General features: G+C 71.7%; 9 protein-coding genes. 5 read left to right on the top strand and 4 right to left on the bottom strand.

Annotated features, from left to right (window positions below; all coding sequences use genetic code 11):
- Positions 1 to 28 precede the first annotated feature (28 nt).
- The 3 genes from SPK54_RS02900 to SPK54_RS02890 form a co-directional block, all read right to left on the bottom strand.
- Complete coding sequence (locus SPK54_RS02900) at positions 29 to 3,841, bottom strand: YhdP family protein (protein ID WP_330946500.1); 3,813 nt, start codon at positions 3,839 to 3,841, stop codon at positions 29 to 31.
- A gap of 127 nt (positions 3,842 to 3,968) precedes the next feature.
- On the bottom strand, positions 3,969 to 5,462 hold the full coding sequence (rng, locus tag SPK54_RS02895) for a ribonuclease G (protein WP_330946424.1): 1,494 nt from the start codon (positions 5,460 to 5,462) through the stop codon (positions 3,969 to 3,971).
- Positions 5,463 to 5,474: 12 nt separating this feature from the next.
- A complete protein-coding gene (locus SPK54_RS02890; protein WP_330946423.1) occupies positions 5,475 to 6,044 on the bottom strand; it encodes a Maf family protein in 570 nt (189 codons plus the stop codon).
- 122 nt (positions 6,045 to 6,166) lie between these two features.
- Between SPK54_RS02890 and SPK54_RS02885 the strand changes: the two genes are divergently transcribed.
- The 5 genes from SPK54_RS02885 (at position 6,167) to SPK54_RS02865 (ending at position 12,419) form a co-directional block, all read left to right on the top strand.
- Positions 6,167 to 6,904, top strand: coding sequence for an SIMPL domain-containing protein (locus SPK54_RS02885; RefSeq protein WP_330946499.1), 738 nt, complete (start codon positions 6,167 to 6,169; stop codon positions 6,902 to 6,904).
- Positions 6,905 to 7,125: 221 nt separating this feature from the next.
- Positions 7,126 to 7,824 (top strand): TonB family protein, encoded by a 699-nt coding sequence (locus tag SPK54_RS02880; RefSeq protein ID WP_330946422.1) that lies wholly within the window; start codon positions 7,126 to 7,128, stop codon positions 7,822 to 7,824.
- Between the two features lie 200 nt (positions 7,825 to 8,024).
- Entirely contained in the window at positions 8,025 to 9,854 is a 1,830-nt protein-coding gene (locus SPK54_RS02875; protein ID WP_330946421.1) for an assimilatory sulfite reductase (NADPH) flavoprotein subunit, read from the top strand.
- A gap of 97 nt (positions 9,855 to 9,951) precedes the next feature.
- The gene (gene cysI / locus SPK54_RS02870) at positions 9,952 to 11,661 is read left to right on the top strand and encodes an assimilatory sulfite reductase (NADPH) hemoprotein subunit (RefSeq protein WP_330946420.1); all 1,710 of its coding nucleotides are present in this window, start codon (positions 9,952 to 9,954) and stop codon (positions 11,659 to 11,661) included.
- 23 nt (positions 11,662 to 11,684) lie between these two features.
- Positions 11,685 to 12,419, top strand: a complete 735-nt coding sequence (locus SPK54_RS02865; protein ID WP_330946419.1) for a phosphoadenylyl-sulfate reductase — start codon at positions 11,685 to 11,687, stop codon at positions 12,417 to 12,419.
- A gap of 53 nt (positions 12,420 to 12,472) precedes the next feature.
- Here the strand turns inward: SPK54_RS02865 and SPK54_RS02860 are convergent, their stop codons facing one another.
- Positions 12,473 to 13,435, bottom strand: a complete 963-nt coding sequence (locus SPK54_RS02860) for a LysR substrate-binding domain-containing protein (RefSeq protein WP_330946418.1) — start codon at positions 13,433 to 13,435, stop codon at positions 12,473 to 12,475.
- Positions 13,436 to 13,496 lie beyond the last annotated feature (61 nt).

The raw sequence follows: 13,496 nt of genomic DNA, 5'->3' as shown, positions 1-13,496 counted from the left end.
CACCAATGTCGTGGCGTTTGCACCGAAATCAATCGCCGGGGAACTGTCCGGTGCCGGCCTGCGCCGCCGTATCGCGGGCAAGGGTTTCCACCTTGGGCTCCGCCCACAGCCCGGTGACGCGATAGGTCTTGGCGCCGATGCCGCGCATCGGCTTGTCCAGCACCGCATTGGCCACCGCGCCGACCGCGGCGCCGACCGGGCCGCCGGCCAGCGCACCCACCGCGGTGAGCAGGCTGCCGGACTTCGGCCGCACTTCCACGGTCTGGTCGAAGCGGCGGTTGCGCAGGTCGGTGCTGCCGCGCACGTGGATCTCGGCGGCGGGGCCGCGCACGGCCAGGTCGTCGGTGCGCAGCTGGCCCTGCGCCAGCGTCGCATCGCCCTGGATGCGGTCGAAGGCGAAGCCCTTGCTGAAGAAATCGCTGAAATCCAGGGTCAACCGGCGGCGCAGCTGGGCCACGCCGAGCAGGCCCAGCACGCGGCCGGCGCCCGGCTCGATCTCCAGCAGCTGGCCATCGCGCACGTCGGTGCCGAGACGCGCTTCCACCGTGGTGAGGCCGAACTCGCCCGGGCCGCCGCGCCAGTTGGCTTCGACATTGATCCTGCCCTTGCCGCCCGCCACCTGCCCGCCGAAGCCGAACCCGTCCAGCAGCGCGCCGATTTCGTCGCTGGCCACATCCAGCTTGAACTGGGTGCGTGCGGCCGCGCCCCGGCCCAGCCAGCTGCCGCTGGCGGACAGCCGCTGCTTGCCGCCGGCGGTGGTGAACTCGTCCATGCGCAGCCCGCCTGCCACCGGCGTGCTGCGGAAGCGGGCGCGGCCCATCGCGGCCTTGCCGATGCGCAGGTCGGCCACGTCCAGCAGCAGCGGCGGCACCGCCGCGGGATCGGCCCCGGTGGCCGGTGGGTTTGCGGGCGCTGCGTCCCTGTCGGCCACCGGCAGCGACCAGTGCAGGCGCTCGAAGCGGCCGGCAACGGTGGCGCCGTCCTGCGTCGGCACCAGCAGCGCGCCGGAAATGCCCGCGCCCTGCACCTGTATCGAGGTGCCGCGCGGCGCGGGCGCCACCACCAGCCGCGCCGCGCCCACGTCGGAGCCCAGTACCTGCAGATGCGCGGCTTCCAGCTCGATCCGACGCAGCGGCATGTCGGCATTGCCGCTTCCGCCGGCGCCGATGCCTGCCCAGTCCAGCGCGTCCAGCCGCTCCACCCGCCCGCCAACCAGCAGGCCGGAGGCAGGCGGCGCGCCCGCCGGACCGCCGCCCAGCTGCAGGCGCAGGCCGGTGCGGCCGTTGCTGCTGCGGCTGCGCAGGGACAGCAGGTTGCCCAGGGTGGCCTCCACTTCGCCGCTTTCCAGCGGCAGGCGGATATCGATTTCGGTTGCCAGCGTCTGCGCGGCCGGCTTGCGCAGCGGCGCCGGCAGGTCGAGCGCGGTGCCGACGAGGTTCGAGCGCAAGCGCAGCCGCGCGGGCTGCGACCCGGGTGCCGCCCCGCGCGGCACCGCCAGCTCGGTAATCCAGCTGGAACTGCCGCGGACATGCGGCTTCAGCCAGTCCAGGTTGCCGGCCTTGGCCAGCAGCGCATCGATGTCCGACGCCGCCTGCAGCGTCGCCTCGAAGGCATTGCCGGGATCGCGCGCATGTGGCCCCGCGCGCAGCGACAGCAGCCCCGGCGCGCCGTCCTGGCGCACCTGCAGGTCGCCGGCATCGAAGCCGCCGCGATCGAAGCGCGCCTGCCCGCGCACCTGCTCGAACGCCAGCTTCCAGCGCTGTTCGGCCAGGCGCACGCCGCCCAGCGCCACCGTGCCGTCGATCCGTGCCGGCATCGGGCGATCGTGGTGAAGCGGCAGCAGCATGCGGAAGCGCGCCTGCGCCGGCCCCGACGCGCGGAGGTTGTCGAGGACTTCGCGGTGTTCCTTGTGCAGCGGACTGCCGCGCAACAAGGTCAGGAAGTTGCCGGCGTCGCCGGCGGCCGCGGCCTCCACCTGCAGTTCGGCCTTGCCGAAGCGGGCGATACCGGCCTTGAGCGCGCTCACCGGCACCCCGGCAAGGTTGGCGCTGCCGCTGACGGTGAATCCATCGGCGACGAAGCTGAGGTCGGCATCCATGTGCTGCGCCGCCGGCCAGTCGGGCTGGAACTTCACCGTGCCGTCCGTGATATGCGCATCGGCGCGGAACACGCCGGCGCCAGCCAGGCCTGGCTCGTTTCGGAACGGCCAGTCGTCGAGGTCGCCGGCCACCACCGCATGGACGTTGCGCAGGGTGCCGCCCTGCAGCGCCGCGTCCAGCCACTGCACGGTCGCCTTCGGCATCAGGTGGTGGATCCAGAAGCCATGCGCGGCCGACACCGGCACGTCGCCGATGTCGACGGCCAGGTCGAGGTGCGGGCGGCTGCCGTCGCCTTCGAAACCGATGCCGCCACGCGCCTGCAACCGCAGCGGATCGCCCTCGATGGCCAATCCCGGCGTGCGCACGGTCCAGCCGTTGCCGTCGCGCCAGAGCACGGCTTCGCCGTCCAGCGTGAACGCGTGCACCACGCCGAACCCGGCCGGCCAGTCGAACGCCACCTGCGCGGCGCGGTCGAAGCGCAGCCGCAGCCCGTCCTGGTCGGCCTGCAGCCAGCCGCTGACCCCGCGCATGCCGGGCGCATGCCCGACCGGGTCGAAGCGGAAGCCGTCGACGCGCGCGCTGGCGCGCAGCCGGCCCCCGCGTTCGCCGGCCAGCACGATGTCCTGCACCAGCGCACCCGGCGCGGTGGTGCGCAGCCAGTGCCGCAGCGACGGCGCCAGCGCATCGCTCAATGCCGCCAGCTGCAGCAGCGGGGCCACATCCACCCGCTGCGCCCGCAGTGCGTAGCGGCGCTCGCCGCCTGCCAGCGCCAGCCCGTCCAGGGTCTGCCGGCGCGCGCCGTCGCCGATGCGCAGGCGCGGCAGGCGCAGCTGCCAGTCCTGCAGGCTGCCGCTCCAGCTGGCATCCAGCACCAGCTCGCCCAGCGCCAGGGTGGGTGCGGTGGCGCCGGCCGCTGCGCTGCCGCGCAGGCGCACGTCCAGCAACCCAGCGTCGGCGCGCACGCCCACGACCCGGTGGCCGCGCAGCTGCGCCCAGGCGCGCAGGCGGCCGCGGCCGGACAGCGGCGACACGCCCGCCACGTCGAAGGTGCCGGCCAGCGCCGCCAGATCGGCCTGGCGGGTACCGGCGTAGACGCGGCCATTGCCGGTGGCGCGATCGAGCTCGCCGGCGATATCCAGCGGCTGGGCGCCTTCGCGCAGCCACGCGCGCGCGCCGGCGCGCACCCGTTCGCCCTCCACGCGCAGGCGCAGGTCGATGCGCGGCAGGCGCAGGTCGATGCCCAGTTCGGGCGCCAGCACGTGCAGGCGCGCCTGCGCCAGCTGCAACTCGCCGAGATTGGACAGCGCGTCCAGCGGGTCGCCGCCGGCCTGCTGGCCGGGCAGGCCGCGCACCTGCCACTGGCCGTCGGCGTCGCGCTGCAGGGTCAGGTCGAGCCCGCGCAGGCGCAGCTCGGTGAACGAGCGTCCCGGCAGCAGGCCGGCGTACTGCGCCACCAGCACCTCGGCGTCGCCAATCCGCAGCGGGTTGGCGGGATCGCCGATGCGCAGGTTGTCCAGCCGCAGCAGCGGCCCGCGCCGGGTCCAGCGGGTGGTCACGTGATCGAAGGCCACCGGGCGTCCGGCGCGTTCACCCAGCCAGGCCGCGATGCGCTCCGGATGCCGCTCGGCCAGCGGCAGCAGCTGGCTGCCGATGCCGTTGCCCAGCGCCGCCAGCACCAACAGCGCCGCCAGGGCGTACCACGCCCCGCGGCGCAGCAGCCGCAGCCGGTGGCGCAACGGCATGGTCACGCCGATCTCCGCGGCATGCCCTGCAGGAGCGCACCGCAGGGGCGCGACGCTTTTTCGGTCACTTCGCGAAAGCGTTCGCGCCCCTGCGGTGCGCTCCTACAATGAACGGAGGTGGCGTTCATCAGAGCAGCACCACATCGAACTGCTCCTGCAGGTACTGCGCATCGGCCTGGAAGCGGATCGACTTGCCGATGAACTCCTCCAGCTCGGCCACCGCGTTGGATTCCTCGTCGGTGATCCGGCCCACCACCTTCGGCGAGGCGATCACCAGCAGCCTCGCGGCGTCGAACTGGCGCACCGCGCGCACGATCTCGCGGAAGATCTCGTAGGTCACGGTCTCCGCGGTCTTCAGCATGCCGCGGCCGCCGCACTCGTGGCAGGGCTCGCACAGCTGCCGCTCCAGCGATTCCACCGTGCGCTTGCGGGTCATCTCCACCAGCCCCAGCGGGGAGAAGTCGTAGACGGTGGTCTTGGCGTGGTCCTTGACCAGCGACTTCTCCAGCGTGCGCAGCACCTGCCGGCGGTGCTCGGCGTCGTGCATGTCGATGAAGTCGATGATGATGATCCCGCCCAGGTTGCGCAGCCGCAGCTGGCGCGCCACCGCCTGCGCCGCCTCCAGGTTGGTGCGGTACACGGTTTCCTCGAGATTGCGCTGGCCGAGGAAGCTGCCGGTGTTGACGTCCACCGTGGTCATCGCCTCGGTCTGGTCGATCACCAGGTAGCCACCGGACTTCAGCGGCACCTGCTTGTCCAGCGCGCGCTGGATCTCGTCCTCGACGCCGTACATGTCGAACACCGGGCGCGCGCCGGTGTAGTGCTCCACCTTGTCGGCCAGCGCCGGCATGTAGCGGGCGGCGAACTCGCGCAGGCGCTCGCAGGTCTCGCGCGAATCCACCTTCACTTTTTCAACGTCGCGGCGGATCAGGTCGCGCACCGCGCGCAGCGGCAGGCTCAGGTCCTCGTACACGCGGCTGCCCACCTTCGCATCGGCAGCGCTGCGCTCGATCAGCTCCCACACCCGGCCGAGGTAGGCGATGTCCTCGGCCAGCGCCTCGGCCGGCTGGCCCTCGGCATTGGTGCGGACGATATAGCCGTGGCCGGCGCCGCCGGCGGTCAGCTCGGCCATCAGGGCCTTGAGGCGGGCGCGCTCGGCCTCGTCCTCGATGCGCGCGGAAATGCCGACCACCTTCGAGCGCGGCAGCAGCACCAGGTAGCGCGAGGGAATGCTGATCTGGGTGGTCAGCCGCGCACCCTTGCTGCCGATCGGGTCCTTGACCACCTGCACCACCACCTCGGCACCGTCGCGCAGCAGGTCGGCGATGGGGATCTGCATCTGCGGCGGCGGCGCGGCCGGGGCCTCGTCGCCCGCCACTCCGTCCAGCGGCGCGCTGCGGAAGATGTCGTTGGCGTGCAGGAAGGCGGCGCGCTCCAGGCCGATGTCCACGAAGGCCGCCTGCATGCCGGGCATCACCCGCTGCACCTTGCCCTTGTAGATGTTGCCGACCACCCCGCGCTGGCTGCCGCGCTCGATGTGCAGCTCCTGCAGCATGCCGTTCTCGACCACCGCCACGCGGGTCTCGCGCGGGGTCACGTTGACCAGCAGTTCCTCACTCATGGCGGCAGGCGCTCATGGCAGCAGCCCGAACCGGCGCAGCAGGCCGGCGGTTTCGTGCAGCGGCAGGCCCATGACCCCGGAATAGCTGCCGTCCAGGCGTTCCACGTGGGCTTCGAAGCGGCCCTGGATCGCATAGGCGCCGGCCTTGCCCCGCCACTCGCCGCTGGTCAGATAGCGCTGGATGTCGGCTTCCGGCAGCGCCTCCACCGACACCCGGGTCAGCACCGCGGCCTGCGCTTCGCGCCCAGCCGAAACCAGCGACACGGCGGTCAGCACCTCGTGGGTACGGCCGGACAGCGCGCGTAGCATCTCCGCCGCATCGGCGGCATCGGCCGGCTTGCCGAACACGCGGTCTTCGAGGATGACTTCGGTATCCGCCCCCAGCACCACCGCCCCGGGCACCGCCACCACTTCCAGCAGCCCGGCGCCGGCCTTTTCGCGCGCCACCCGGCGCACGTAATCGGCCGCGGGCTCGCCTTCCCCGCGTTGTTCTGGAACATCGAGGTCGAGCAGGCCGAAGTCCAGCCCGAGGCGGGCCAGCAGTTCGGCGCGGCGGGGCGAACGCGAGGCAAGATGCAGCATCCCGGAAGTCTAACCCGTGGCTGACTGCGCACCGTACCGGCGCAGGCGCGCAACCCCGCCGCGGCTCACCGGCCGTTCACTCCCCGCAGGTACATCCTTTCCACCATCCTCCACCGGAGTCCATCATGACCCTGCGCCCGCTGTTCCTTGCCTTCGCCCTTGCCACGGCCCTGCCCATGACCGCCAATGCCCAGACCCTCGCCGATATCGGTGCCGCCGCCCAGCCGGGCACGCTGCTGTCGGTGTCCGCCAGCGCAGAGGCCAGCCGCACCCCGGACGTTGCCACCATCTCCACCGGCGTGGTGACCCAGGCGGCCGACGCCAATGGCGCGATGCGCGACAACGCCAGCCAGATGGACAAGGTGATGGCGGCGCTGCGCGGGGCCGGGATCGCCGCGCGCGACATCCAGACCAGCGGGATCAACCTCAACCCGCAGTACAAGTACGTGGAGAACATGCCGCCGGCCATCGTCGGCTACCAGGCCAGCAACACGGTCAACGTGAAGGTGCGCGAGCTGGCCAAGCTGGGCAAGGTGCTGGATACGCTGGTGGCGCAGGGCGCCAACCAGATCAACGGGCCCAGCTTCGGCATCGACAAGCCGGAGGCAGCGCTCGACGAAGCCCGCGTCGCCGCGGTCAAGAAAGCGCAGGCACAGGCGCAGACCTATGCCGACGCGCTGGGCCTGAAGATCAGGCGCATCGTCAGCATCAGCGAAGGCGGCGCCAGCCTGCCGCGCCCGCCGATGCCGATGCTGCGGGCGATGTCGGCCGATGCCGGTTACGCCAAGGAAACCGCGGTGGCGCCGGGCGAGAGCACCGTCTCGGTCAGCGTGGAGATGGTGTTCGAACTGGGCCGCTGATTTCGCCACAGCAGCACCACCCCGACGCCCGCCTCGCGCGGGCGTCGTCGTCTGCGCGGCCGGCTGAACACAGGGCAACGCCGGCGCCCCGCCCGGTTGCCGATCCCGCGGGCGCCGGCGCAGCGTACAGGCGTGCGCCGGCCGGGCCGCAACCCCACTCCACCCGCCCGTCCGTTGCATGACTCGTGGTTCCCGCTTCCGCATCGGAAAGGAGATTGGCCATGATTCACGCATCCGCCCCCGCCCAGGACCATTCGCATGCGCCCCGGCTGCAGCCGGATCCGGCGCGCATCCTCACCCTCAGCGGCACCTTCGCGCTCAACCTGCTGGTGTTCGGCCTGCTGCTGGTGCCGGTGGCGCTGCCGCCGCCGGCCGTGCAGGCGCCGACCAGGCCGAACCTGGCGATCCGCGACATCGTCAAGCCACCGGAGCCGGTGGTCGTCGACATCGTGCCGATCCAGCCGCCGCGCCCGGCCGCACCCGCACCGACGCTTGAGCGCCAGCGGGTGGCGCCGCCCGTCCGCGACGCCGGCGCCACCGCCGCCATCAGCGACACCGGCAGCGCGCCGGCCACGGATGCGGTTGCCGATGCCGGCGATGTCGCACCCCCCGACGGCGATATCGGCCCCGGCGCCGGCCCCGCGCCGATGCAGCTGGCCTACCGCCATGCCCCGGCGCCCCTCTATCCGCGCATCGCGCTGCAGCGGCAATGGAGCGGCACCGTCCTGCTGCAGGTGCTGGTGGATACCGACGGCCGCCCGCTGGACGTGCGCATCGCGCGCAGCAGCGGCCATCGCGAATTGGACGAGGCCGCGCGCCAGCAGGTGCTCAAGCGCTGGCACTTCCAGCCCGCCATCCGTGGCGGCGCGCCGGTGCAGGCCATCGGATTGGTGCCGGTGGCGTTCAGCCTGGGCCGGTGACGAAGGCCCGACCCGCACGTCGCCAGACCTCGGAGCGCCCCGCCGTGCGGGGCGCTTCCGTTTCGGGGCGCAACAGCCACGCTGGCGGCGGCGGACCGTGCGCATATGCACGCGGCGCATGAGCGCATGGCCCCAGATCCTTTCCGCGCCGGCCGCACGCCGCCTAGCCTGCGGGGACGCTCCCTTCCCCCGGTCCCGCCATGTCGCATGCCGCCGCTCCATTGCCCTCGCCGCTGACCGGCGATCAGGGCGCGCTGCTGTCCCGGTTTGCGACCGACGCCGACAGTACCGCCCTGCTCTGGGCCTCGGGCTACCTGGCCGGGCTCGCCCGCGCGCTTGCCCCCGTCGCGCTGGCGGTCGCACCCGCACCGGTGCCCGCGCCCGCCCCGGCGACCATCGTGTACGGCAGCCAGACCGGCAACGCCCGCCGCGCCGCCGAAGCGCTGCACGCACAGTTGCAGGGCGCCGGCCTGCCGGCGCGACTGCTGCGCGCCGATGCCTACCCGCTGCGCGAGCTGGCCGCCGAAACCCTGCTGTATCTGGTGATCAGCACCCAGGGCGAAGGCGACCCGCCGGATGACGCCATCGGTTTCGCCGAATTCCTGCACGGCCGGCGCGCGCCGAAGCTGCCGCAGCTCAAGTACGCGGTGCTGGGACTGGGCGACTCTTCCTATGCCGACTTCTGCGGCATCGCCCGCAGGCTCGATGCGCGACTGGCCGAACTTGGTGCCACGCGCGTGCAGCCGTTGGGCGAGGCCGACCTCGACATCGACACCATCGCCGCGCCGTGGCGCGAGGCAGCGCTGGCGCAGGCGCGCGAACTGCTCAAGCCCGCGCCGACCGCGCCCCTGGCCACGGTCACCCCGCTGCGCCCGCATGCCGAACCCAAGTTCTCGCGTGGGCAACCCTTCCCCGCCGAACTGCTGGCCAACCAGCCGCTGAGCGGACGCGAGTTCAAGGGCACCGGGTTTCGTCGCTACGCCGCGCCGGACAAGGACGTGCGCCATATCGAACTGTCGCTGGAAGGCAGCGGACTGAGCTACGAACCGGGCGATGCGCTGGGCATCCACCATCGCAACCCGGATACGCTGGTCGCAGCGGTGCTGGAGGCGACTCGTCTCGGCGGCGACAGCGTGGTCACCCACGATGGCGAATCGCTGCCGCTGTCAGGCTGGCTGGCCGACCGGCGCGAGCTGAGCCGGCTGTCCAAGCCCGTGCTGGCCGCGCTGGCAGGACGCACGAACGCGCGCGAGCTGGTGCAGTTGCTGGAACCCGGCAACGGCGGGCTCGCCGCGCTCCTGAACGATCACCAGCTGGTCGACGCGCTGCGCCGCTGGCCGGCCGACTGGGATGCTGCGGCGCTGGTCGCGGCCCTGCGCCCGCAGGTGCGCCGGCTGTATTCGATCGCCTCCAGCCGCAAGCGCGTCGGCGACGAGGCGCACCTCACCATCGACGTGCTGCGCTACCACGCGCACGGCACCGACCACTTCGGCGCGGCCAGCGGCTTCCTGTCGGCGCTGGAAGAAGGCGCGCAGCTGCCGGTCTACATCGAGCCGAACGAACGCTTCCGCGTCCCCGCCGATGCCAGCCGCGACATCATCATGATCGGCCCCGGCACCGGCGTCGCGCCGTTCCGCGGCTTCGTGCAGGAGCGCGCCGAAACCGGCGCCCCGGGCCGCAACTGGCTGTTCTTCGGCGCCCGCCGTTTCAACACCGGCTTCCTCTACCAGACCGAGTGGCAGGACGCGCTGCAGAAAGGCGAGCTGCATCGGCTCGACCTCGCGTTCTCGCGCGACCAGCCCGACCGCATCTACGTGCAGCAACGCCTGCGCGAGCGCGGACGCGAGGTTTACGAGTGGCTGCAAGGCGGCGCGCACCTGTACGTCTGCGGCGCCATCGGCATGGGCAAGGACGTGCATGCGGCGCTGCTGGAGATCGTGCGCGAACACGGCGGCGGCGACGCGGAGGCGGCGGCGGCGTATCTGTCGACCCTGCAGCGGGAAGGACGCTACGGCCGCGATGTGTACTGACCTGTAGGAGCGCACCGCAGGGGCGCGACCAATCCATCCGCATTTCGGTCGCGCCCCTGCGGTGCGCTCTTACGGAAATACAGCGAGCAACAACACCATGACCCATCCCTCCGTCGAAAAAATCAAGCTGGAAAGCCGCCGCCTGCGCGGCACGCTGGCCGAAGGCCTGCTGGATGCCAGCACCGGTTCGCTGTCGTTCGAGGACCAGCGCACCATCAAGTTCCACGGCAGCTACCAGCAGGACGACCGCGACCTGCGCGACGAGCGCCGCCGGCAGAAGCTCGAGCCCGCGCACCAGTTCATGGTCCGCATCCGCGCGCCGGGCGGCGTGTTCACCCCCGCGCAGTGGCTGGGAATGGATGCCATCGCCACCACCTACGCCAACCACTCGCTACGCGTGACCACGCGGCAGACCTTCCAGATCCATGGCGTCGTCAAGCGCGACCTGAAGCAGACGATGCAGGCGATCAACGCCGCCACCCTCGACACCATTTCCGCCTGCGGCGACGTCAACCGCAATGTGCTGGGCGCCAGCAACCCGCAGCGCTCCCACTTGCACGCGCAGGTGCACGACTGGGCGCAGCGGCTGTCGGCGCGCTTCAGGCCGGCGACCCGCGCCTATTGCGAAGTCTGGCTGGACGAAGAGAAGGTGGCGGAAAGCGGTGTCGAACACGAGCCGCTGTATGGCGATGCCTACCTGCCGCGCAAATTCAAGATCGCGGTTGCAGTACCGCCGGACAATGACGTGGACGTGTTCGCCAACGACCTGGCGCTGATCGCGATCGTCGATGCGGCAGGGGAGCTTGCAGGCTTCAATGTCGGCATCGGCGGCAGCATGGGCGCCAGCCACGGCATCGCCGCGCATTACCCGCGGGTGGCCAACGTGATCGGCTTCGTGGCGCCCGGGCAGGTGTTCGCGATCGCCGAGGCCGCGATCAGCGTGCAGCGCGACCTCGGCGATCGCCAGGACCGCAAGCACGCGCGCTTCAAGTACACCATCGACGACCACGGCGTGGACAGCATCGTGGCGATGATGGAGCAGCGCGCCGGCTTCAGGCTGCAGCCCGCGCGCCCCTACCGCTTCGAGCACAACGGCGACCGCTTCGGCTGGGTGGAAGGCGAGGACGGGGCGTGGCACCTGACCCTGTCGCTGCCTTCCGGCCGCATCGCCGATTTCGAGGATGGCCGCGCGCTGCTGACCGGGCTGCGCGAAATCGCCCGGATCCACACAGGCGAGTTCCGCCTGACCTGCAACCAGAACGTGATCGTCGCCGGCGTGCCGGCCGGCGCGCGTGCGCAGATCGACGCGCTGGTGGCGCAGCACGGACTGGACCGCGAGAACCACGCGCCCAGCGCGATGGCGCGCAGCGCGGTGGCCTGCGTGGCGCTGCCCACCTGCGCACTGGCGATGGCCGAGGCCGAGCGCTACCTGCCTGCCTTCCTGCGGGTGGTGCAGCCGCTGCTGGACAAGCACGGCCTGCGCGGGCAACCCATCGTGCTGCGCATTTCCGGCTGCCCGAACGGCTGCTCGCGGCCCTACCTCGCCGAGATCGCGCTGGTCGGCAAGGCGCCGGGGCGCTACAGCCTGTTCCTCGGCGGCGACCACCGCGGCACCCGCCTCAACACGCTGTACCGCGACAACATCAGCGAGGCGCAGATCGTCGAAGCGCTGGATCCGCTGCTGGGCCGCTACGCCGGCGAGCGCGAACCCGCCGAATACTTCGGCGATTTCCTGCACCGCGCCGGCATCGTCGCGCTGCCGCCCTATCCCACCCACGTCCGCGTCGATCCGGCGGAAGCCGCCTGATGCCGAAACACTCCGCAAACGCCATGGCCCTACTCGACCCCGCCACCCTTGCCGCCGCCGAACTCGACGCGATCAACCGCGACCTGGAGCGGCTGGATGCGCAGTCGCGCATTGCCTGGGCGCTGCAACACCTGCCCGGCGCGCACGCGCTGTCGACCAGCTTCGGCGTGCAGTCGGCGGTCACCCTGCACCTTCTGACCCGGGCGCGGCCGGACATCCCGGTGATCCTGGTCGATACCGGCTACCTGTTCCCGGAGACCTACCGCTACGCCGACCAGCTGGTAGAACGGTTGAACCTGGATCTGAAGGTCTACCGCCCCGGCATCGGCATCGCCTGGATGGAGGCGCGCTTCGGCCGGCTGTGGGAAGCCGGCAGCGATGGCCTGCGCCGCTACAACCAGCTGCGCAAGGTGGAACCGATGCAGCGCGCGCTGCGCGAGCTGGACGTGCGCTGCTGGCACGCCGGCCTGCGCCGCGGCCAGTCCAGCAGCCGCAGCGGCATCGATGTGCTGCAAATCAAGGATGGGCGCTTCAAGTTCCACCCCATCGCCGACTGGTCCGACACCGACGTCGGCGCCTACATGCTGCTGCACGACCTGCCGGAACACCCGCTGGCGCGGGAGGGCTACGTTTCGGTTGGCGACGTGCACACCACCGCGCCGCTGCGGCCGGGGATGGACGCGGCGCAGACCCGCTTCTTCGGCCTGCGCCGCGAATGCGGGCTGCATTTCGACGAGTCCGCTTCGTCGGCGGCCTAGCGCGGGCGCACGACGGTCACGGCAGCGACGCCCGGATGGATCCGCGCGGTCGCTCAGGCCTTCCAGCGCGGGGGCAGCGGCCAGTCGGGGGCGAGGTTGCCCTCGAGGATGCGGCGCAGGTCGCGCGGGTCGATCTGCGGCGCCAGCCCGTGCAGCAGCGCCAGCGCGTATTCGCGCAGCACGCGGCCGCGCGGCACCACCGCCCAGGTGATGCACTCGGGCAGCTCCGGCGGCGCCGCGATCACCCGCAGGTCGTCGTCCTCGCGCCCGCCCACCGCCATCTCGGCCAGCAGCCCCGCACCCATGCCGGTGCGCACGTAGGTCTTGATCAGGTTGGCGTCGCGCGCGGTCATCGCGATGGACGGCGCCACCCCGGCAGCCGCGAAGGCGCGCTGCAACGAGGACTCCGGCAGCGTCGAGGACTCGTAGGAGATCAGCGGATGCCGCGCCAGTTCGGCCAGCGACGGCGGCCGCCCGAGGCCGGCCAACGGATGCGCTTTCTGCACCAACAGCACGCGCTGCCAGCGGAACAGCGGCACCGCCATCCCGCTGGTCGGCGGCGGGCTGCCGGCGGTGCTGATCAGGCCGAAATCGGCTTCGGCCAGCTTTTCCAGCACCTCTGCATCGCCGGCCGCGAACAGGTCGACGCTGACCTTGGGGTAGCGCCGGGTCAGCTCCGCGATGACCCTCGGCAGCACGTAGCGCGCCTGGGTATGGGTGGTGGCCAGCAGCAGGCGGCCGCTGTATTCGCCGCGCTCGTTGGCGGCGTAGCTGCGGATGTTGGCGGCCTCGGCCAGGATCCGTCGGGCGTGTTCGATCACCCTCACCCCGGCCGGCGCCACGCCCTCCAGGCTGCGGCCCTTGCGCAGGAACAGCTGGAAGCCCAGCTCGTCCTCCAGCTGCTTGAGCTGCTTGGACAGGCCGGGCTGGGTGGCATGCACTTTCTCGGCCGCCTGGGTGATGTTGAACCCGGAATCGGCGATGGCCACAAGGTAGCGGAGCTGGGTGAGGGTCATGGCGAAAACTCTGTTCATCCCTACATCTGCATGCAGCGATGGAGTTTACAGGGGCAGGAGC

Origin of the sequence: Thermomonas sp. LB-4 (assembly GCF_036409385.1) — a bacterium.
In the GTDB taxonomy this organism is placed as follows: Bacteria; Pseudomonadota; Gammaproteobacteria; order Xanthomonadales; family Xanthomonadaceae; genus Thermomonas.
This window is presented reverse-complemented; position numbering and strand designations above follow the sequence as displayed.

Coding starts and splice junctions, on each gene's coding strand:
- cysI (WP_330946420.1), top strand. CDS start 9,952: ATGACCCATCCCTCCGTCGAAAAAATCAAGCTGGAAAGCCGCCGCCTG.
- SPK54_RS02860 (WP_330946418.1), bottom strand. CDS start 13,435: ATGACCCTCACCCAGCTCCGCTACCTTGTGGCCATCGCCGATTCCGGG.
- SPK54_RS02900 (WP_330946500.1), bottom strand. CDS start 3,841: ATGCCGTTGCGCCACCGGCTGCGGCTGCTGCGCCGCGGGGCGTGGTAC.
- SPK54_RS02875 (WP_330946421.1), top strand. CDS start 8,025: ATGTCGCATGCCGCCGCTCCATTGCCCTCGCCGCTGACCGGCGATCAG.
- SPK54_RS02865 (WP_330946419.1), top strand. CDS start 11,685: ATGGCCCTACTCGACCCCGCCACCCTTGCCGCCGCCGAACTCGACGCG.
- SPK54_RS02890 (WP_330946423.1), bottom strand. CDS start 6,044: ATGCTGCATCTTGCCTCGCGTTCGCCCCGCCGCGCCGAACTGCTGGCC.
- SPK54_RS02880 (WP_330946422.1), top strand. CDS start 7,126: ATGATTCACGCATCCGCCCCCGCCCAGGACCATTCGCATGCGCCCCGG.
- rng (WP_330946424.1), bottom strand. CDS start 5,462: ATGAGTGAGGAACTGCTGGTCAACGTGACCCCGCGCGAGACCCGCGTG.